Origin of the sequence: Actinocatenispora comari (assembly GCF_017312725.1) — a bacterium.
In the GTDB taxonomy this organism is placed as follows: Bacteria; Actinomycetota; Actinomycetes; order Mycobacteriales; family Micromonosporaceae; genus Actinocatenispora; species Actinocatenispora comari.
Genome location: NZ_BOPO01000027.1, coordinates 1 through 20,313, shown reverse-complemented (window position 1 = coordinate 20,313; position 20,313 = coordinate 1). Strand labels below are relative to the sequence as shown.

The window sequence follows — 20,313 nt, the reverse complement described above, 5'->3', positions numbered from 1 at the left end:
ACCCATCGCGGCCGATCACCCCAGCGGTGAGAGGCACGCCTCACAAGCCGCTCGCCGGGCGCTGAACAGGACGAACCCGCCCGTCACGTCACGGGGTGGGCAGCGGCGTGGCCGGGGCCACCGGCCCCGGGTCGTCGATGTCGAAGTAACTGGGCCGGGGATGGCGGCGGGCCAGCCGCAGCAGCCGGACGACCCGCTGGGTGCGCACCGCGAGCGCGTCCCGGACCAGGTCGGTGTGTACCTGCCGGGCCAGCGCCACTCGTCGCGACGCGGCATCGAGGGCCGCGACGTCCGGCTCCTCCGGCGACAGCGGCAGCTCGCGCAGCAGCCGGGTCAGGTCGTTCTCGGCGGCCTCCCGGTCCGGCGGTGCGCTGTCCACCGCGACCCGCGCCGCGCCGCGCACCGCGACGGCCTGACCGGCCCACGCGTCGCCCCGCTCGCGCAGCGCCGCCTCGGCCAGCCCGGCGGCCAGCACCGCCCGGCGGCGCAACTGGGCGTCCAGCGCCGAACTGGCACCGGCGGCACGGGCGTGCAGTCGATCGACCCGGGCCGCGAGCCAGGTCAGGTAGGTGGCGACCAGGACCACCAGGACGACGACTCCGACCAGCCACCTCACGTCCGGAATGGTAACCGGCCGGCAGGTACGGGCACCGCGCGCGGCGGGCCGAGCCACCCGTCGGGGCGGTCCGCGCGAGGTGATGTCGACTCAGCGCTGCCGGGTCGTCGCCCGGCGCAACCGCCGGCGCGGACCGCGTCGGCCGCCGTCCCAGTCGTCGGCGGCCGGCTCGCCGTCCGCCGACAGCGCACCCGCCTCACTGTCCCGCAGCACCGCGGCGAGCCGCTGGCTCAGCGTCGGGTCGTCGCCGCGCACGGTCGGCGCGTTGCTGGTCGCCTCGATGGCCGAGTTGTACACCTCCAGCACCCGCTGGGCCACCACCGGCCAGTCGTACCCGGCGACCACCTCGGTACCGCGGGCCGCGAGGGCCGCCCGGCGTGGCGCGTCGTCGAGCAACGGGCCGAGCTCGGCGGCCAGCGAGTCGGCGTCGCCGGTACGGAACAGGGCGCCGGCGCTGCCGTTGTCGAGCACCCGGCGAAACGCGTCCAGGTCGCTCGCGAGCACCGTGGTACCGGCGGCCATCGCCTCGGTCAGGATCATCCCGAACGACTCACCGCCGGTGTTGGGCGCGCAGTACACGTCGACCGAGCGCAGCATCCGCGCCTTGTCGTCCTCGCTCACCCGGCCGAGAAACGTCACCCGGTCGCGCAGCGCACCGGGCAGCCGCTGGTACAGGTCGTCCTCGTCACCGGGGCCGGCCACCAGCAGCCGCAGCCGGGGGCGCTCGGCCACCAGCCGGGCCAGCGCCGCGGTGAGGATGTCGAACCCCTTGCGCGGTTCGGTGAAGCGGCCGAGGAAGCCGACGGTGGTGCCGTCGTGGTCCCAGCCAGGCAGCGGGTCGGCGTGCGCGTACCGGTCGATCAGGACGCCGTTGGGGATCTCGACCGCGCCGCCGCCGAGGTGCTCCACCTGGGCCCGGCGGGCGAGCGCGCTGACCGCGATCCGGGCGGTGATCTTCTCCAGTACCAGCTGCAGCGGGCCCTGCGCGGCGGCCAGCATCTTCGACCGGCCACCGGTGGCGAAGTGGAACGTGGCGACGACCGGGCCGCGGGCGGCCAGGCAGGCCAGCAGCGACAGGCTCGGCGACATCGGCTCGTGCACGTGCAGCACGTCGAACCGGCCGGCCGACAGCCACCGCCGTACCCGGGTGGCGGAGATCGGGCCGAACGACACGCGGGCGACGGATCCGTTGTAGCGCAACGGAACCGCGCGCCCGGCCGGCACCACGTAACCGGGCAGGTGGGTCTCGTCCTCGGCCGGTGCGAGCACGCTGACCCGGTGCCCGAGCGCGATCAGCGTCTCGGCCAGGTCACGCACGTGCCACTGGACTCCCCCGGGTACGTCGAAGGAGAACGGGCAGACGATGCCGACGCGCATCCTCACCGCACCCCGGTCGCGGCGCCGTCGGTGCTGGCCGTGGCGTCGTCGGAGTCGGCGGTCGCGTCGCCCGCGGGGGTACGGGCGGGGCGCGGCTGGTCGGCGAGCCACAGGCGGGAGAGCATGTGCCAGTCGGCGGGGTGGGCGGCGACACCGGCGGCGAGTTCGTCGGCGACGCGCTGGGTGAGCGTGGCGACCCGTTCGGACAGCGGGCCCTCCACCGGCACCGGCAGCGGCCCGGTGAGCTTCGCGTACGTCCCGTCGTCGCCGAACCACAGCGACACCACGATCAGCGGCCGGCCGGTCTGGATCGCGAGCAGCGCCGGCCCGGGCGGCATCCGGGTCGGATGGCCGAAGAACGTCACCGGTACGCCCCGGCTGGACATGTCGCGGTCGGCCAGCAGCGCGACGACCCCACCGTCGCGGAGCCGGTCGGCGAGGGTGTCGATGGTGGCGCGGTCCGGGCCGCGGGTCGGCAGGATCTCCATCCCGAGACGCTCCCGGTACGCCACGAAGCGCTGGTAGAGACCCTCGGGCCGGAGACGCTCGGCGACCGCGGTGAGCCGCATGCCCTGCGAGGTGGCCCAGACGCCGGCGTGCTCCCAGTTCGCCGCGTGCGGCAGGGCGAGCACGCAGCCACCGGCGACGGTGTCCAGCAGTTCCGGTGTGGTCAGGTGGAACGTCTCGGTCATCACCGCGGGCGGCACGCCGGGCAACCGGAACGCCTCCAGCCAGTACCGCGCGTAGGACCGCATGCCGTCCCGGACCAGGTCGGCGAGTTCCGCCTCGCTGGGGCCGGGGCCGACCACGCGGCGCAGGTTGCGGGTCAGCTGCCAGACGCCGCGGTTGCCGCGGTGGGTCAGCTGGTCGGCGACGGCCCGGAAGGTCCACCGGGCCAGGCGCTCCGGCATCAGCCGGACCAGCTTCCAGCCCGCCGCGTACGCCAGTTCGACGCCGCGGCCGCTCACGTGCCGGCCCCGCTGCCCGGCGAGGACACCGGGTCGCCGGAGTCGCCGTCGGCGGCATCGGCGGCGTCGGGCCCGGGGGCGCGCTCCGCGGCCGACGTACCGGGGGCGCGCTCCGCGGTCGGCGTGCCGGGGGCGCGCTCCGGTGCCGGTGCGCCCGTGGCGCCGGTGCCCAGTGGGGTGCGCATCCCGGCGGCCTGCTTGCGCACGTACAGGATCCGCTGCGCGACGGTGATCAGCGACAGCACCGCGAGCACCCAGATCGCGATCCAGAACACGAGGTCCAGGCCGAAGATGTAGAACAGGCCGCCGACGCCGACGATGACCAGCCGTTCGGCCCGCTCCGCGATGCCGACGTTGCACTCGAAGCCGACGCTCTGCGCCCTGGCCTTCGCGTACGAGATGACCTGACCGGCGGCGAGGCAGATCAACGCGCCGATCGCCGGCAGCGGGTGGTCGGTGTTGCCGAGCCAGAACGCCAGCGAACCGAACACCGCCGCGTCGGCGATGCGGTCCATGGTCGAGTCGAGGAACGCGCCGAACGGCGTGGAGTAGCCGCGAGCCCGGGCCATCGCGCCGTCGAGCATGTCGGTGCACACACTGAGGGTGATGATGATCAAGCCGGTGAGGATGTGCCCGCGGGCCACGAACCCGAGCGCGCCGACCAGCACCGCCCCGGTGCCGATCAGCGTCACCACGTCCGGCGTGACACCGGCCCGCAGCAGGGCCTTGCCGACGGGGGCGGCGACACGAGCGGCGCCGGCCCTGCCCAGAACGCTGAAGATCTTCGCCATGCTCCCGCCAGGATGTTGGGATGTCCGCCCCGGTGCACCCGCTCCGGCCGGACGCCCGCACCCGCCGGCGGGCGCGGCTTCCCACCTTAACGGGTTGTCGACCATGGCGTGCAGCGCACCGTACCCGGCACTCAGCGTGTTGCCAGGAGGGCGGCGGAGGGCCGCGGTCGGGCCGGCCCGTACCGTTCTCGGCGCCGCTGTCCGGCTGGCGCGTCGGGGTTGTGTCGATTACGGGCGCGGGTGTGTGATCGGCGGGAGGCGGTGCGTGAGCATCCGCCCCGGCGACGGTGACGGTACGCGTCGTGGTGGCGACCCGGGATCGTCCGGCGGCAGGCACGGAGCGTCCGGCGGGCGACCGGTACGGAGCGTCCGACGGCGACAGGGACGGATCAGATCGTTCGTCGAGGCAGCAGGGACGGCCCGGCACGGGAGGTAGCAGGATGGCACAGCGAGGCACGGGCCCGCAGAAAGGGTCCGAGAAGGGAGCCGCCGGCCCTGGGCCGGTGGTCGATGATCCGCGCAACCTGCGCAACGTCGTGCTGGTCGGGCACTCCGGCGTCGGGAAGACGACGCTGGTCGAGGCGCTGCTCGCGGCCACCGGCACGATCGAGCGGGCCGGCACGGTCACCGACGGCAGTACGGTCTGCGACGCCGATCCGGCGGCGGTGCGCCAGCAACGTTCGGTCAACCTGGCGGTGGCACCGGTGCTGGTGGGCGACACGAAGATCAATTTCCTGGACACGCCGGGCTACTCCGACTTCGTCGGCGAGCTGCGGGCCGGGCTACGGGCGGCGGACGCGGCGCTGTTCGTGGTGTCCGCGGTCGACGGGATGGACGCCGCGACGATCGCGCTGTGGGACGAATGCGCCGCGGTCGGCCTGCCCCGGGGCGTGGTGGTGACCCGGCTGGACGCCGCCCGCGCCGACTTCGACGAGACCGTCGCGCTGTGCCAGCGGGTGTTCGGCGAGGGCGTGCTCCCGCTGTACCTGCCGGTGCACGGCGAGCGTGCCGCCGACGCCGCGGAGGACGCCGGCGAGCCCGTCGTCGGGCTGATCGGCCTGATCACCCAGACCGTGTTCGACTACACCAACGGGTACCCGCCGGCCGAGCAGCCGGCGCAGGCCGCGCACGTCGAGGCGATCGAGGAGGCGCGCAACGCGCTGATCGAGGGGATCATCGCCGAGAGCGAGGACGAGACCCTGATGGACCGCTACCTGGACGGGGAGGCGATCGACGAGGCCACGCTGATCGCCGACCTGGAGAAGGCGGTGGCGCGCGGCTCGTTCTACCCGGTGATCCCGGTGGACGCGCCGAGCTCGGTGGGCCTGGACTCGGTGCTGTCCGGCGTCGTGCGCGGCTTCCCCGGGCCGACCGAGCACAACCTGCCCGCGGTCACCGACCTGGACGGCTCGCCGCGCGACCCGCTCACCGCCGACCCGTCCGGGCCGCTGGTGGCCGAGGTCGTCAAGACGACGATCGACCCGTACGTCGGCCGGGTCTCGCTGGTACGGGTGTTCTCCGGCACGCTGACCCCGGAGGTGGCGGTGCACATCGCCGGGCACGGCCTGGCCGAGCGCGGCCACCCCGACCACGACGCCGACGAGCGGGTCACGCACCTCTACTCCCCCCTCGGTACCGCCCTGCGCGAGGTGCCGCGCTGCATCGCCGGCGACGTGTGCGCGGTGACCAAGTCCGGTACCGCGGAGACCGGCGACACGATCTCGGCGAAGTCCGATCCGCTGCTGATCGAGCAGTGGCAGATGCCCGAGCCGCTGCTGCCGGTGGCGATCGTGGCGCACACCCGGTCGGACGAGGACGCGCTGGCCCGCAACATGGCGCGGCTGGTGGCCGGCGATCCGACGCTGCGGCTGGAGCGCAACGCCGAGACCCGGCAGCTGGTGCTGTGGTGCATGGGCGAGGCGCACGCGGACGTGGTGCTGGACCGGCTGCGCGCCGGCGGCGCCGAGATCGACACCGAGCCGGTACGGGTGGCCCTGCGGGAGACGTTCGCCGGCACCGGGACGGGGCACGGCCGGCACGTCAAGCAGTCCGGCGGCCACGGTCAGTACGCGGTGTGCGACATCGAGGTGGCGCCGCTGCCGTCCGGCGGCGGGTTCGAGTACCTGGACAAGGTGGTCGGCGGCGCGGTGCCGCACCAGTACATCCCGAGCGTGGAGAAGGGTGTGGTGAACCAGCTGGCGGCGGGGCTGGCGGCCGGGTTCCCGGTGGTGGACGTGCGGGTGACGTTGACCGACGGGAAGGCGCACTCGGTCGACTCGTCGGACGCGGCGTTCCAGACCGCCGGCGCGCTGGCGCTCAAGGACGCCGCAGCGCAGGCCGGGGTGACGCTGCTGGAGCCGCTGGACGAGATCGCCGTGCTGGTGCCGGACGGCCACGTCGGTACCGTGCTGTCCGACCTGTCGAGCCGCCGCGGCCGGGTGCTCGGGACCGAGCAGGAGCCGGGCGACCGCACCCTGGTGCGCGCCGAGGTGCCGGCCACCGAGCTGCTGCGGTACTCCGTCGAGCTGCGCTCGATGACCAGCGGCACCGGCAGCTTCACCCGCCACTTCGTCCGGTACGAGCCGATGCCGGCGCAGCTCGCGGACAAGATCCGGGCCGAGCACGCGGCACGCTGACGACCGCGGGCCGCCTCCGGTCGCCGTCCCCGGCCGGATGCGGCCACGTGCGCGGGCGAACGGCCACCCGCGGCGACCACGGAGGTCGCCGCGGCGCGGTCAGTCGTCGCCGGTCAACGCGTGCAGGGCCGGCAGCGCGGCCCGCAGCGCCGCCCGCTGCTCGTCGGTCAGCGCGGCGATGCGCTCCCGCAGTACCCGGGAACGCGCCGACCGGTTGCCCTTGATCAGCGCGACACCTTCGGCGGTGGCGCGCACCAGGCTGGCCCGGCCGTCGGCCGGATCGGGCTCGCGGATCGCGTAGCCGCCGGCCTCCAGGCCGGACAACACCCGGGTCATGGTCGGTGCGCTGACGCCCTCCCGGGCGGCGAGGTCGCTGGGCCGCAGCGGCCCGAACCACACCACGGTGGCGAGCGCCGCGACGGCGGAGTGACCCAGCTGCGCCGGCGCCTTGCGGCGCACCAACCGGTTGAGCCGGGCCATCGCGACGAACAGGGCGGCGGCGTCGGCCGCGTACGGCTCGGCGGGGTCCGCGGCGGGCACGGTGTCGGCAGCGGCGGCCGTGGCGGGCTTGTCGGACACTGCCTTCCCCCTCTTCCCGGATCGCGGATGCCCCACCCTAGGCCACCGTGCTGTTACGCATCCGCCCCGGTGGGATCGGTGTCGGCGCGGCGGGCACGGCGGCCGTCGAAGGTCGACGCCACGGCTCCGACGATCATCATGATCGCCGCGGCGGTGAACACGACGACCAGCCCCTGATGCACCGGGCCGGAGATCAGGTGCGGGAAGAACTGCTTGCCGAGCAGGGTGTGCTGCTGGTGCGCGGTCAGGTGGTGCAGCACGCTCGGCGGCACCAGGGTGCCGATCGGGTTGTACCCGAGGAACGCGGCGAACAGGCTGCCGACCGGTGGCAGGCTGCCCACCTGCTGCGCGGTCGCGGCCGGAACGCCCTGCTGCTCCAGCCCGTGCGTCAGGGTGCTCGGCAGGGTGGCCGCCAACCCGACGATCATCAGGGAGAAGAAGATGCCGATCGACAGCGCCTGGCCGGAGTTCTGGAACGTACCGCGCATGCCGGCGGCGGCGCCGCGCTGGTGCGCCGGCACGCTGCTCATCACCCGCGAGGTGTTGGGCGAGGAGAAGATGCCCGAGCCCACGCCGTTGACGAACAGCAGCAGCGCGAACACCGGGTACGAGAAGTTCACCGGCAGCAGCATCATGCCGAGGAACGTGCAGGCCACGATGACCAGCCCGCCGGAGGCGAAGACGCGCTGCCCGAACCGGTCGGACAGGTAGCCGGAGACCGGGCCGGCGAGCAGGAAACCGATGGTCAGCGGCAGCATGTAGATGCCGGCCCACAGCGGGGTGTCGACGAAGTTGTAGCCGTGCAGCGGCAGCCAGATGCCCTGCAGCCAGATGATCAGCATGAACTGCAGGCCGCCGCGGCCGATCGCGGACAGCAGCACGGCGAGGCTGCCGGCGGAGAACCGCGGGATCCTGAACAGGCTGAGCCGGAACATCGGCTCGCGCACCTTGCTCTCGATGATGCAGAACGCGACGAGCAGCACCACGCCGAGGACCAGCCCGGCGTCCACCTTGGGATTGGCCCACCCGGTGGCGTGCGAGCCGTACGGCTGGATGCCGTAGGTGATGGCGGCGAGCAGCACCGACAACCCGGCGGCGAAGGTGATGTTGCCGGGCCAGTCGAGCGACTCGCGCTTGCGCTGCCCCAGCTCCCGCAGCGAGGTGAACGACCAGATCGTGCCGACGATCCCGATCGGCACGCTGACCAGGAACACCCACCGCCAGTGGTACTCCGACAGCACTCCCCCGATGACCAGTCCGACGAACGAACCGGCGATCGCCGCGACCTGGTTGACGCCCAGCGCCATGCCGCGCTGCTTCTCGTGGAACGCGTCGGTCAGGATCGCGGTGGAGTTCGCGAACAGCATCGCGCCGCCGACGCCCTGCACCACCCGCCAGGCGATCAGCCAGAGCGCACCGGCGCTGGCGTGGAACGGGTCCAGCGACAGCGCGATGGAGGCGACGGTGAACACGACGAAGCCGCCGTTGTAGATCTTGACCCGGCCGAACATGTCGCCCAGCCGACCCACCGAGACCACCAGCACGGCCGAGACCAGCAGGAACCCCATGATCATCCACAGCAGGTAGCTGACGTTGCCCGGCTCCAGCGGGTTGAGACCGATGCCGCGGAAGATCGCCGGCAGCGAGATGATCACGATGGACGAGTTGATGGTGGCGAGCAGCATGCCCACCGTGGTGTTGGACAGCGCCACCCACTTGTAGCGCGGATGGTCCCGATCGAACCGGTTTCGACGACCTGATGCGGCCTGCGACACGGCAGCCTCTGACATGCGTGCACAACCTCCCGCACGCCATTCTAGTTGCTTGCTGCTAACTAACATAGCGGCGCCGATCGATCCGGCCGGATCGGGACGCACGTCACGTCGGACCCGACGGAATGCCAGCTCCGTACCGGTTCCGCTTGGGATGCTGGAGCCATGTCGGACACGCCGCGCCCCGCCGCGCCGCCGGGCCAGCTGCGCCGGCTGTGGCGACTGGCCCGGCAACCCGACGCGTACGGGGTGGTGCTGTTCGCCGTGCTGCTGGCGCTGGTGTGCACCGGGTTCGGCGGTCCCGGCGGAGCCCTCGCCGCGGTACTGCTCGCGCTGACCCTGCTGTTCGCGGTACACACCGCCCGCTATCCCGCCCGGTTGGTGCGGGCCGCGGCCGTCACCGGCGCCGTCGCGGTGCTCATCGAGATCGCCGGCCTGCTCGCCGGGTACCGGCCGCTGGTGATCGCCGGGGACGCGCTGACGATGCTGCTCGTCGCCGGGACGATCGCGCTCGTGCTGGCCCGGGTCGGCCGCTCGCCCCGGATCACGCTGGCCACCGTCGCCGCCGCGCTGAGCGTCTACCTGCTCGTCGCGGTCGGCTACGCGGACGCGTTCGGGTTGATCGACGCGGCCCGGCCGACGTTCTTCGCCGGCCGCGGGCCCGACCGGCCCGTCGACTACCTCTACTTCAGCCTCGTCACGATCACCACGACCGGGTACGGGGATCTCGTGCCGCGTGCCCGCCTCGGGCAGATGGTCGCCGCCTCCGAGGCGGTGATCGGCCAGCTGTACCTGGTGACCGTGGTGGCGATGGCGGTCGCCAACATCGGCCGCCCCCGCCGGCGCACCGCGCGCCGCGACCCCGCCGGCCCCGGCCAACGCCCGGCGTCGCGCACCGATCGCGGCCCGGACGTCAGCCGGTGATCGCCGACCAGGCGGCGGCGAGCAGGGTACGGGTGTCGGCGAGCAGCTGCGGCAGCACCTTGGTGTGCCCGATCACCGGCATGAAGTTCGTGTCACCGTCCCACCGCGGCACCACGTGCTGGTGCAGGTGGCCGGCGATACCGGCACCACCGGCCGAGCCCTGGTTCATTCCGATGTTGAAGCCCTCGGCGCCGCTGGCCCGGCGTACCGCCCGCATCGCCGTCTGGGTGAACGCGCCGAACTCGGCCAGCTCCGCGTCGGTCAGATCGGTGTAGTCGGGCACGTGCCGGTACGGGCAGACCATCAGGTGCCCGGTGTTGTACGGGTAGAGGTTGAGCAGCGCGTACACGCTGGCACCGCGGGCGACGACGAGCCCCTCGGCGTCCGGCAGCGTCGGCACCCGGCAGAACGGGCAGCCGGCCGGGTCGTCGGCCGGGCCGGTCGGCTTGTTCTCGCCCTGGATGTAGGCCATCCGAAACGGCGTCCAGAGTCGCTCCAGCTCGTCCGGATCGCCGGTACCGTCCTGCCGGATCACCTGCTCGTCACTCACGCCCACCGATCCTACGGCCGCCGTCGACCGCGGCCAGCACGGCGTCGGAGACCTCGGCGAGGTAGCGGGCCCCCTCGTGCCCGGCGGTGAACACGTTGCCCAGGTGCACGAACACCAGGTCGCGGGTGGGGTCGGCCCAGGCCAGGCAGGCGTTGGAGCCGTTGTGGCCGAACGCGTCGCGATGGCTGGTCTGCCCGAGCGGGTTCGCCGACGGTGAGCCGGGCGTCGCCGAACCGAGCTGGAACCCGTACGACCAGCGGACCGGCACGTGCAGCAGCCGGTCCAGCTCTCCGTCGGTGGTGGACGGCTCGCGGGCGGCGGCGACGGTGGCCGGCGCGAGCACCCGCGCGCCGTCGAGTTCACCGCCGCGCAGCAGCATCCGGTAGAACAGCGCCACGTCGCGCGCGGTCGCCGAGACACCGGCCGCCGGGATCGGCGCCGCCCGCAGCGCGCCGCGGTTCAGAAAGTACCGGGCCGGCAGGGTGCGGCCGCGGGTGTGCACCGGCACCGACCGGCCGTACAGCGGGGCGGGCAGGCCGAGGTGGATGTCGCCCAACCGCAACGGATCCAGCAACTCCTCGCGCAGAGCCGCGCCGACCGGGCGGCCGGTGACGCGGCGCACCAGCTCGCCGAGCAGGTAGCCGTAGCTGATGATGTGGTACGCCGGGACCGCGCCCGCCACCCACCGGGGACGCGCCCGTGCCAGGGCACGCACGAAGCGCGGCCCGTCGACCATCGCGAGCGAGTCCGCGGCGATGCTGTGGTGCGCCAGCGGCAGCCCCGACCGGTGCGCCAGCACGTGCCGCACCGTGACGTGCTGCTTTCCCCGCGCGGCGAACTCCGGCCAGTACCGCGCGACCGGCTCGTCCAGATCCAGCAGGCCCCGCTCGGCCAGCCGGTGCACCAGCAGCGCCACGAACGGCTTGCTGGTGGAGAACAGCCAGAACAGCGCGTCCGGCCGGCAGCCGAAGCAGCGGTCGACCAGCACCCGGTCGCCGTGCACCACGCACAGCTGCGCGCTCCCACCGCGCCCGGCCACCAGCCGTACCGCCCGGGCCAGCGGGTCGGGATCGACCCCGGCCCGCCGGGTCAGACTCTCCGTCCAGTCCACCATCGCCGCACCTCACCGTCGCCGCCTTCGATGATGCGCCGGCATCCGCCGGGACGACGGCGGATCGGCGACGTACGGCACGGCGTCAGCTCTGGCGGAGGGCGGGCATCGGGACCGGCACCGAGTACGCGGTGGCGCCGGCCCCGACGCCGCCCTCGCAGCTGTTCGGCGGATCGGTCGTCACGCCGCGGGTGGACGGGCGCTCGGCGGCCCAGAACATGTACCCGAGCATGCCGGTACTGGCGCCGGCGCCCTGCGGCGCGGCGTTGCCGACGAAGTCGCCGGTGGAGTTCTGCAGCGAGTCGGCGAAGTCCGTGCACTCCGGACGCACCTTGGCACCCTCGGCGATGTAGAGGCTGCCGGTGAACTTGGCCGGCGCGAGCGGCGGGATCGGCGGGCTGTAGTTGGGCTTGCCGACCAGATGCTCCGTCCAGTTCGACTCGGCGGTGCCGGTCGACGGCTGCCGGCTGGGCACCATCGCGTTCGCGTAGTCCAGGACCGGCGTGTCGGTGCGCAGCCAGTCGGCGGTCGCCTTCTGCGTCAGGCCGATCAGCCACCGATCACCGGCGGCGAGGTCGATGGTCAGCCGGGCCGCCGGGTCGGCGCCGGACGCGTCGTACGGGACGGCCGCCCGGTAGGCGTCGACGAACGCCTGCAACCCGGTGAGGTTCGGGCTGCTGCTCTCCTCGTAGTCGATCTCGATGCCGACGCCGAGCCGGCGCGCGACGGCGGCGGCGTTGCGACCCAGTTGGGCGCCGTCCGTGGCCAGTGCCGTGTTCCAGTCGTCGACGTAGGTGATGCCGCCGATGGAGAGCATCACCCGCACCCCGTGGCTGGTGAAGTAGTCGACGACGGCCTGGTTCATGCCCACCGGCACCCCGTCGGCGGTCTGCGCGTCGGTGGTCTGGTTCAGCAACCGCAGCGGGTTGACGAAGCTGAGCACGACCAGGTTGACCGACGGCCGGCCGTCGCCCCGGTCGATCAGCCAGTGGTTGTCCGCGTCGAACTGGGTCATGTCGCGCACGGTGCCCCACAGGCACGCGTCGTCGGAACAGTGCCAGGCGCCGTACACCGACACCGATGACGCCGCGTCCGGGCGTGCGGCGCCCTGGCCGGGCAGTACCGCACCCGTCGCGGCGCGCGCGATCGGTTGCGCCGCACCGGTCGCGGTGCCGGGAACGGGCCGCTGCGGGCCGGTCGCGGCACCGGCGGCCGGGCCTGCGGCCGCGGGTGTGCCGGCGACCAGCGGAAACAAGGCGACGAGGACGGCGGCGAGGATCGACCACCGGAGCGCAGGAACGGCCATCACGGCCTCCGAGGACAGAAGGGGAAAACAGTAAAGAATCCACGCTGTCGGATCCAAGATCCCGCCGGTTGCCCGAAATGTCAACGCACGTCGCACCGCGCCACCGCCTCGCCGCCGGCATGGCAGCGCTGAGGCGAATAACCGCCCGCGGCCCGTCCGAAACGGACGAGCCATCCGGATGCCCGGTCGGTAACGTGATCGCCGCACCAGACCGCTCACCGCATTGGAGGAGGGATGGCCCGACCCGCTGCGATGGCTGCCTGATCAGGGGAAGACGCCGATGCCGGTGCGGGTGCGCTGACACCTACCGGTGGCGCGTGGGAGGCCCTTCGCGACAGTGGCCGGTACAACGGCACCGAGCATCGGCGCCGGAAACCCGGTCGTGGTCCGGATCCGCGGAGACGCGGTGAAGTCGGAACCGGAAGTAATCGCCGCAGCAGACGGCGGTGAACCGAGTCCCTCGCGCACCCCAGCCCGGAACCCGCCCCGTGCGGGAAGAACGAACGTAACCCTGCCCCGCCGAGTCCTCGACCACGTCGACTCGCCGGAGGCGGCACCATCGCCACGCACCGCACCAACGTCAAGAAGAAGGCCGCGCAGAACACCGGATTCCGGTGTGTGCACTGCCATGCCCAGATACCGCCGCACACCGGCGGCGGATTTCGCAACCACTGCCCGCACTGCCTGCACTCGGTGCACGTTGACGTCCTCCCGGGCGACCGGGCCGCCGACTGCGGCGGACTGCTCGTACCGATCGCCGTCGACTACCACAGCAAGAAGGGCTACCAACTGATCCACCGGTGCACCCGCTGCGGCGCCACCCGCCGCAACCGCACCGCCACCAACACCCACTCCCCCGACAACCCGGACCGTCTCATTGCCCTGATGGCTCCATGAAGCAGGCCCGCCCGAGGGCCTCAGCCCCGCGGGCGGGCAGACGCAATGCACACACCCGACAAGGCTCGGCGGTTCCGGGCGCAGTTGCTCCGATCATTCATCGTAAAAGCCGTTACGAGTTTCCAGGTAGGAGACATCGGACTTCTCGACCGTGTAGAGCGCGTCCGGCTCCGGAATGCTGATAAAGTTCCGAGACTGATTCGCTCGGGCCGCAACGCGACCCAGCAGGTCATTGACCATGTCGTTCTCGTTCTTCATCGCGCCGATGAGCTTTTTGATCGCAACCTTCATGTTCGAGATGATTCGGGGCACACTTGCTCCGCCGAGGTCGACGCTGGCAAAGGTCCCTGCCAGTCCGGCCACGCCCGATCCTATTGCGGCGCCAGCGGCCACCAGCTCCGGTGTCGCGAACCCTAAGGTGGCAACCTCAGAAACGATGGTCGCCAACACACCGACGACGCTCAGGGTAACGACTGTAGCCGTTTCCCCGTCGCAGGTTCCCCACGCCCGGAGGACATCGCGGGTCTTCGTCCCGATGGTCCAGATGTCCGCGTATGCTGCGGAGAGGATCTGTTGCCTGCCAGCGAGCGCAGCGGCCATTGAAAGAGATACCCCGCTCTGCAGTTCAGCGGCGGCGGGAAGCTTTGACATGTATCCGGAGAACGCGCCGGCGGCCCGGCCATTCCAGCCCTGCATCAGATGCTTGATATTTCCCACCCTCGTCGATATCGGCTCATCCGGTGCCCGGAACCTCTCAGGAACCGCGTAGCCATCGCCACCGCTTGCGCGACTTGGCGCGAGATCCATATGAACGCAGTACGCCGCTTCCGACAAGGCACTGATCGCCGGTTCGAAATCATGTGGATTCGCCCCGGCGAACTGGACGAAAAGGCCAGGAATGTCCTTCCACATCTCGAAGGCCGTATCAGAGAAGCCACTTGGCGTGTCAACTCCTCCATGTCGGCCGCTGCGGATGCTTATCCCGGTCTCCTCGTAGACACCTCTGGCCTGGGCACTGGTTTCACGACCAGCCTCGGTGGCACTCATGAAATGGTTGTAAGACCGAATCTGTGCGCGCGCAGCTTCCTTTTGTACGTCGAACCCGAGTGCATAGAGCGAATCTCGACCATGGAAAGTCAGGTTTGACATCAGGTCGCCTCGCTGCCGACCATGGAGACGTCGGGAACCTTCGGGTCCGCCGTGTCGCCGCTTGCCAGACCATATGTCGGATCGTCTTTCAGGAAGTTCTTCATCGTCGCCTCTGCCTCGCCGTCGCGGTCGGCATAGGCGTTCGCTACGTGCACGATGACCCGACCGGAGTGCTCCAGCGCCACGGCAGTGTGACCCATGGCCTCCTGAACAATGTCTCGTAGCTCCGTGAAGAGCCCATGCGTCTCCTGCATCGAATGCTCCAAACCTGCTGGGACCATGCCTACCACGAACATCTGCTGATCGTGTTGCGCCGTACGGGCAACGGCCCTGTTCGCTACCGCGAAGGACGAGGCGAGATGCGGTAGTTGAATTCGACCAATCGACATGAGCTCCCCGAGATCTATGCCGAACTCCCAACCCTTGTCCTTCATACGGTCCTCAAGTCTCTCAGTAGACGTCGGGCGCTTGCTGGTTGACGTAGACTTCGGTCTTGCTAGGATCTGCCCTGGCTGGGATCCAAACACCAGTCCGCTGATGCTGATACACATGGTCGGCGATCTGAATCCGCTCCCCCGAGACAACATTCCCGCTTCTGTCGCGCAGCACCACGACACCAAACGGATCCATCAGCGTGGCCGTCCGCCCGCCGCTGGCCCGGAGGTCGAAGTCGATCCATACGGACCCATCCTTGTCACGTGCACTGAGATGGATCTTGACCGCACGCACTCGTGGCCAATATCCCCATTCCTTCGTCAACTCGTCCACGGTGATCCAATTTGGTTCCTTCGACCAGCCGGTTCCACCAGTCGTGACCTTCAACGACTTGACGTCGTCGGTCGTGAATGGATCGCTCTCTTCCGCATCTATGGTGCCTGCGACCGCCACCGTCTGGCCGGGCATGATCACGGACAAGTCCGCGCCGCCGCCAACATACCCGCCCTGCACCTTGATCTCTTTGCCCAGCCGATCCAGTGCATCCGCATGGACACGGACACCGTAGGCGACCCGATCGCACTTGTTCTCTATTACGGCCGCCCACTCGATCACGCCGGCATCATCGATGTTGCGCGCAGTGAACCCGTTTTCAACGGCCGTCAATCGACACGGCGTTGCGCTCGTGGCGGCTGCGGTCGGCGAATTGCCCGGCGTGGATGCGTCATCGGCCGGTGCGCGACCACACGAGGCGACGGCAACAGTGAGGGAAGTCCCGAGCACCACGAGAGCACAGCGTCGAAACCTGCGTTTCATTCGCTACCTCCTGACCTTCTGGGCGGTATTCAATTTGAAGGGAAGGCCCAGCCCGAACAACTCGTCCTGGAGCGCCAATACCTGCATCCGGTGACGGCGCATCAAGTCCTGGACGGCGGCGTGTACGTTGTCAAGAAACGCCGTCTCGGGCAAGCGGGCGATCGTGCCCGTCGCTACCTCTACTTCCCAATCGAGGAGCGCGGTGCTTCGAAGGCGTACGAAGCCGTCAGGGGACTGCCCGACTGCGGTGATTGCCGCCAGGCGCCGCTGGTACTCCGCGCTGTCGGCCGAATCGGTCGTGGTCCGAGGGCCGCCGAGCGTCTCCTCCAGGTAGGAGTCGAACTCTCGCCGGAAGGTCACGCTGAGGAGCCGAGCGAGCTGACGGAGCTGGCGCGCCAGCTCGCCATCCGTGTAGTGGTGATACGTGTACGGCTGGAAGGCGACCGTGATGGTTTCACGGTTTCGCATGCGACCGATGATCTGCCCATCGGGTGACGTCGCTTCGACCGGCAATTCACAGGGTTGTGCGTCATCGTCCATCGGGGGCCAATCGTGAAAGAGATGGATCGCGAGGCAGTCTGTCAGGTCGGCGCAAACGCCCGACGGCACCTTCTCGCCGGGAAAACCTGCCCGGTCCCGGCCGCAGCGGACTCGGGCAGCCCCGGGTGTTTCGGTCGACCTGTCGTGGCGGCGACACGGAGGGGTGGTGGAGGTTCGATAGGGTCGCGGCGGTTGGTTTGCGGGAGTTGCGAGGAGTGTGCCGGGTGGCGCTGGACGGGGCGGCGGGGCCGAGCGACGGGCCGGAGCACGCGATCGACGGCGAAGGTACAGCGACGACGCCCGACCTGACCGTGGGAGCCGGCGGGCACCATCTGCATGCAGACGCCAAGCACCTCGCGGACGTCGCCAGCGAGCTGAGCAACCTCGCCGACTATCTGAGCCGGGACCTGAGCAAGGCGGCGAAGCAGATCGTCGAGCTGTCCGACCGGCACGCGGGGCACCACTACGGCGGCGCGATGAACGACTGGAACAATCCGTCGGGCCGGTTCTCCGACGCGGACTTCCTGTGGGGGCGATACGGCGCCGCCGCCGAGTCGACGCGCGAGTTCGGTACGAGCCTGGCCTCGGCGATTCAGCAGCTGGCCGACGGCACCGAACTCATTGCCAAGCGATACCGATCGACCGAGGCGCGAAACCGACTGCTGGCCAAGCAGGTCGAGTCGCTGCTCACGTCGAAGGACTCAGGCACCGGCACCGACGGCACCGCCACGGCGTTCGGTGGGTATGCGCCGGGTGCCGACCCGACCGGCGGACAGGGCGGCGGGTCGGGGGACACCGGCGGGTCCGGAACCGACGCGGGCGGTGAATCGGGCGGGTCGGGCGGCAGCGGGTCGACCGGCGGCTACGGCGGAGGCGGTGGGGCGTGAGCGAGGATGTTGACGGGTTCACCTGGGAAGGCATCATCCGCGCGGTGACCATGGCGGGCCGGCCGGACCGAGTGTTCGAACTGCAACTGGCCTACAACAGGTACTTCCAGATCCTCGACGCCGCATCCCGCACGCTGCGCGAGATCCGCGGCCGGCTCAACGAGAAGGACTGGTCGGGTACCGGCGCCGACGCCTACCGCAAGCACTACGACGGCCTGGTGAAGGCCATCGACACGTTCTACGGGAAGACGTCGAAGGTGGTCGAGCTGTCCGGCGACACCGGTGGCGCGCTGGCCCGCGCGATCGCCGACATCCCGCTGCCGGACATGGGCGACCTCGACCACCTCGGCATGCACGGGATCCAGTACTCCGACGCGGAGACCGGCAACCAGGTGCAGTACCACTTCTTCCGCACCCACCGCGACCGCTACGACGACGGCGGCTTTCTCGACTACGTCAACGAGCAGATCGGCGGCAAGCCCGACCCGAGCCAGAACAACTTCCGCGGATCGGCCAACCCCAACGCACAGCGGTACGCCAACGCCAAGCGCTGGTACGCCGAAGGTACCCGCCAGGCCCGTGCCGCCTTCGGCACCCTTCTCGACGCCTACAACGAACAGACCTACGCCATCCCCTCCGGGAACTTTGGCGTTGCCGGTGCTGAGGATCCGTATGCGACTGGCGACGGAAGCGGCGCAGGAGCCCACGGCGGTGGAGATCTCGGGGGTGCCGGCTACAGCAGCTATGGCGGCTCGACCGGGCCGAGTATCGGGTCACCTCCGCCGGCGGCGGCAGGATGGGACGCTGCTTCCAGCCGCTCCGATTTGGACTGGGCGAACGACGCCCGGGCGTCTGGTGAATCGACCGATTATTCGCACCGGGCCGAGATTCCCGGATCGGCGCTAGCCGGTGGTACCGCCTCGGCCGCGCCTGGTGGCGGACCGGGTAGTGGGCTCGGAGCTGGCGGAGGCGCGGGAGCTGGCAGCTTCGGTGGCGGCAGCGGCGGCTACGGCACAGGCATCGGTGGGCCGGATCCGGCAATCGGATCCGGAGCGGCCGTGATGCCGCCCGCTAGTCCCGCAGCGGACCGGCCGGGAGGCATCGCTGCTGGCAGAGGCGGCGCGGCCACGGCGGGCCGATCGAACATGTACGGCGCCATGCCGCACAACGGCGGTACCGGCGGCAACAAGGAGCGTGACGAGCGGCGCAGTTGGCTGACCGAGGACGATGACGAGATCTGGCGTCCAAAGAACCTGGCGCCGAAGACCAACAGCGCAGGGGCGATTGAGTGATCGACACAGGCAGCGCGGAGACAGCGCACCGCTCAGGCTGGCGACGGCGCGCAGCGATCGTGGCGCTCACCGTGATCGGGCTCTTGGCGGTTCCCACGGCGGCCCGCGCCGACACTGTGCGCAATGGCCAGTGGTATCTCGACTATCTGCACGTGCCGCAGGCACAGCACGTCAGCTCCGGCGCCGGGGTCACCGTCGCGGTGATCGACACTGGAGTCGATGCGAACCACCCGGATCTCTCTGGACATGTACTGCCCGGTCGGTCGTTCGGCGCAGCTGCGGGGTCGCCCGCTCGGCAAGACACGAACGGCCACGGCACCGCGATGGCTGGAATTATTGCCGCGCAAGGGGGTAACGCGCAGCACGCGCTTGGCGTGGCGCCCGGGGTGGAGATCCTTCCCGCCCGTGTTGCTGCGGATGATGGCGCCGACCTCGACTACAACGCAGTCGCGGATGCCGTTCGTTGGGCAGTGGACCGGCATGTCACCGTCATCAACATCTCGTTGAGTAGCAATTCATCCACGCCACGGCTCGTCTCGGCGATCCACTATGCCGAGATCCATGACGTGCTCGTCGTGGGCAGCGCTGGCAACACCGACATGGGCATCACCTCAGTCGGGGCTCCGGGCCGTTTGAAGGGTGTCCTCAACGTCACGGGCGTTAACCAAGAAGGTGACTTCTGGACAGGGTCGGCACAAGGCAAGTATGCGACGCTCGCGGCGCCTGCGGTGAAGATCGTTGGCCCGTCACCAGCGAGCAACAGTGGTTACGCACAGGGCACTGGCACGAGTGACGCGGCGGCGATCGTGTCGGGGGTGGCGGCGTTGGTGCGGGCGAAGTTTCCGCGGATGGACTCGGCGAACGTGATCAACCGGATCATCAGGACCGCCACCGATCGCGGGCCGAAGGGGTGGGACCAGCGGTACGGGTTCGGGATCGTGAATCCGGTCGCCGCGCTGACGGCGGACGTACCGACGGTCGACAAGAACCCGCTCGGCGGCATCGTCGCCGACCCGTTGGCGTCGTCCGCGCCGACCCCGGGCGAGTCCGCCGCGTCCGCCGAGAAGTCCGGTACGTCGAACGGGCTGTTGATCGTCTCGCTCACGATCGGTGCTGTCGCGGTCATCGCGCTACTGGTGATCGTGCTGGTCGTGGCGACCCGACGGGGTAAGCGAAGCACGCGATCGGACACGGCTCCGACCGGGCCATCCACCGCGTCGATGTCCGTACCGGCCGGCGGCGACTCCGGTGGGGAGGCACGATCGGCGCCGTGGACCGAGCCGTCGTCGAGCGGCGGCCCGGGCGCACCGCACGGGGGGCCGAGCCTGGGCGCTCCCCCGCCTCCGGACGAGCACCGGTAGGCGTCGGTCCGCTAGCTGTTGTGGTTCGTGAGGTTGTTGACACCGGCCTGGCGATGAGGGAGGGGTAGGTCCCGGCGGCAGGATGGAAGTGCGACCAACCGTCTCTGCCAGCAAGGACCTACCCCTCGTGACCCACGCTAACGCCCCACTCACACCGGCCGGAAGGCTGCGTCTGATCCAGCGGTGCGCCACCCGACCGCTGGCCCACGTTGCCGCGGAAGCCGGCGTGTCTCGCGCCTGCTTGACCAAGTGGAAACGCCGTTACCAGGCCGAAGGACCAGCCGGTCTACTCGACCGGCCCAGCGC

Annotated in this window: 18 protein-coding genes and 2 pseudogenes; 7 read left to right on the top strand and 13 right to left on the bottom strand. The window is 70.7% G+C overall.

All coding sequences use genetic code 11. From position 1 onward, the window contains the following. Window positions 1-88: 88 nt before the first annotated feature. From NUM_RS09685 to pgsA, 4 genes and pseudogenes are all read right to left on the bottom strand, one after another. Window positions 89-625, bottom strand: a complete 537-nt coding sequence (locus tag NUM_RS09685) for a hypothetical protein (protein WP_207124485.1) — start codon at window positions 623-625, stop codon at window positions 89-91. Window positions 626-886: 261 nt separating this feature from the next. Beyond that, a pseudogene (locus NUM_RS09680) lies at window positions 887-1,993 on the bottom strand (glycosyltransferase family 4 protein); the annotation flags it as partial. 2 nt (window positions 1,994-1,995) lie between these two features. Then, the gene (locus NUM_RS09675) at window positions 1,996-2,961 is read right to left on the bottom strand and encodes a phosphatidylinositol mannoside acyltransferase (protein ID WP_207124469.1); all 966 of its coding nucleotides are present in this window, start codon (window positions 2,959-2,961) and stop codon (window positions 1,996-1,998) included. A gap of 167 nt (window positions 2,962-3,128) precedes the next feature. Continuing rightward, window positions 3,129-3,752 (bottom strand): annotated as a pseudogene (gene pgsA / locus NUM_RS09670) (phosphatidylinositol phosphate synthase); the annotation flags it as partial. Window positions 3,753-4,192: 440 nt separating this feature from the next. On the opposite strand from pgsA, the gene NUM_RS09665 reads away from it, so the two are divergent. Further along, the gene (locus NUM_RS09665; RefSeq protein ID WP_207124467.1) at window positions 4,193-6,388 is read left to right on the top strand and encodes an elongation factor G-like protein EF-G2; all 2,196 of its coding nucleotides are present in this window, start codon (window positions 4,193-4,195) and stop codon (window positions 6,386-6,388) included. Between the two features lie 99 nt (window positions 6,389-6,487). On the opposite strand, the gene NUM_RS09660 is transcribed toward NUM_RS09665, so the two are convergent. Both NUM_RS09660 and NUM_RS09655 read right to left on the bottom strand, forming a co-directional pair. After that, on the bottom strand, window positions 6,488-6,967 hold the full coding sequence (locus NUM_RS09660; RefSeq protein WP_207124466.1) for a MarR family winged helix-turn-helix transcriptional regulator: 480 nt from the start codon (window positions 6,965-6,967) through the stop codon (window positions 6,488-6,490). A gap of 53 nt (window positions 6,968-7,020) precedes the next feature. Beyond that, window positions 7,021-8,757 carry an MFS transporter gene (locus NUM_RS09655; RefSeq protein ID WP_207124465.1) on the bottom strand — a complete coding sequence of 579 codons (1,737 nt, stop codon included), beginning with the start codon at window positions 8,755-8,757 and terminating at the stop codon, window positions 7,021-7,023. Window positions 8,758-8,904: 147 nt separating this feature from the next. Between NUM_RS09655 and NUM_RS09650 the strand changes: the two genes are divergently transcribed. Next, the gene (locus NUM_RS09650) at window positions 8,905-9,663 is read left to right on the top strand and encodes a potassium channel family protein (protein ID WP_207124464.1); all 759 of its coding nucleotides are present in this window, start codon (window positions 8,905-8,907) and stop codon (window positions 9,661-9,663) included. Here NUM_RS09650 and NUM_RS09645 read toward each other — a convergent pair. The 3 genes from NUM_RS09645 to NUM_RS09635 all read right to left on the bottom strand — a co-directional run bounded on the left by NUM_RS09645 (window position 9,653) and on the right by NUM_RS09635 (window position 12,630). Then, window positions 9,653-10,135, bottom strand: a complete 483-nt coding sequence (locus tag NUM_RS09645) for an HIT family protein (RefSeq protein WP_207124484.1) — start codon at window positions 10,133-10,135, stop codon at window positions 9,653-9,655. The two genes, NUM_RS09650 and NUM_RS09645, sit on opposite strands and share 11 nt — an antisense overlap. A 70-nt stretch (window positions 10,136-10,205) precedes the next feature. Beyond that, window positions 10,206-11,327, bottom strand: a complete 1,122-nt coding sequence (locus NUM_RS09640; RefSeq protein ID WP_207124463.1) for a serine hydrolase domain-containing protein — start codon at window positions 11,325-11,327, stop codon at window positions 10,206-10,208. A gap of 82 nt (window positions 11,328-11,409) precedes the next feature. Then, a complete protein-coding gene (locus NUM_RS09635) occupies window positions 11,410-12,630 on the bottom strand; it encodes a glycoside hydrolase family 18 protein (protein WP_225918461.1) in 1,221 nt (406 codons plus the stop codon). Between the two features lie 558 nt (window positions 12,631-13,188). Between NUM_RS09635 and NUM_RS09630 the strand changes: the two genes are divergently transcribed. Then, window positions 13,189-13,527, top strand: a complete 339-nt coding sequence (locus NUM_RS09630) for an RNHCP domain-containing protein (RefSeq protein WP_207124482.1) — start codon at window positions 13,189-13,191, stop codon at window positions 13,525-13,527. 93 nt (window positions 13,528-13,620) lie between these two features. Here the strand turns inward: NUM_RS09630 and NUM_RS09625 are convergent, their stop codons facing one another. The 4 genes from NUM_RS09625 to NUM_RS09610 are packed head-to-tail and all read right to left on the bottom strand — an operon-like array spanning window position 13,621 to window position 16,467. Continuing rightward, a complete protein-coding gene (locus tag NUM_RS09625) occupies window positions 13,621-14,676 on the bottom strand; it encodes a hypothetical protein (RefSeq protein WP_207124462.1) in 1,056 nt (351 codons plus the stop codon). Beyond that, complete coding sequence (locus NUM_RS09620; RefSeq protein WP_207124461.1) at window positions 14,676-15,110, bottom strand: hypothetical protein; 435 nt, start codon at window positions 15,108-15,110, stop codon at window positions 14,676-14,678. Before NUM_RS09620 ends, NUM_RS09625 begins: the two co-directional genes overlap by 1 nt. A gap of 16 nt (window positions 15,111-15,126) precedes the next feature. Continuing rightward, complete coding sequence (locus NUM_RS09615) at window positions 15,127-15,927, bottom strand: hypothetical protein (protein ID WP_207124460.1); 801 nt, start codon at window positions 15,925-15,927, stop codon at window positions 15,127-15,129. A 3-nt stretch (window positions 15,928-15,930) separates the two neighbouring features. Continuing rightward, window positions 15,931-16,467, bottom strand: a complete 537-nt coding sequence (locus NUM_RS09610; RefSeq protein WP_207124459.1) for a hypothetical protein — start codon at window positions 16,465-16,467, stop codon at window positions 15,931-15,933. Between the two features lie 224 nt (window positions 16,468-16,691). On the opposite strand from NUM_RS09610, the gene NUM_RS09605 reads away from it, so the two are divergent. The 4 genes from NUM_RS09605 to NUM_RS09590 all read left to right on the top strand — a co-directional run. Further along, entirely contained in the window at window positions 16,692-17,354 is a 663-nt protein-coding gene (locus tag NUM_RS09605) for a hypothetical protein (protein ID WP_207124458.1), read from the top strand. Then, complete coding sequence (locus tag NUM_RS09600; RefSeq protein WP_207124457.1) at window positions 17,351-18,646, top strand: hypothetical protein; 1,296 nt, start codon at window positions 17,351-17,353, stop codon at window positions 18,644-18,646. Before NUM_RS09605 ends, NUM_RS09600 begins: the two co-directional genes overlap by 4 nt. Window positions 18,647-18,705: 59 nt before the next feature. Next, window positions 18,706-20,007 carry a S8 family serine peptidase gene (locus tag NUM_RS09595; protein ID WP_207124456.1) on the top strand — a complete coding sequence of 434 codons (1,302 nt, stop codon included), beginning with the start codon at window positions 18,706-18,708 and terminating at the stop codon, window positions 20,005-20,007. A 127-nt stretch (window positions 20,008-20,134) separates the two neighbouring features. Further along, a partial coding sequence (locus NUM_RS09590) for a helix-turn-helix domain-containing protein (protein WP_225918407.1) occupies window positions 20,135-20,313 on the top strand: 179 nt, incomplete at its 3' end.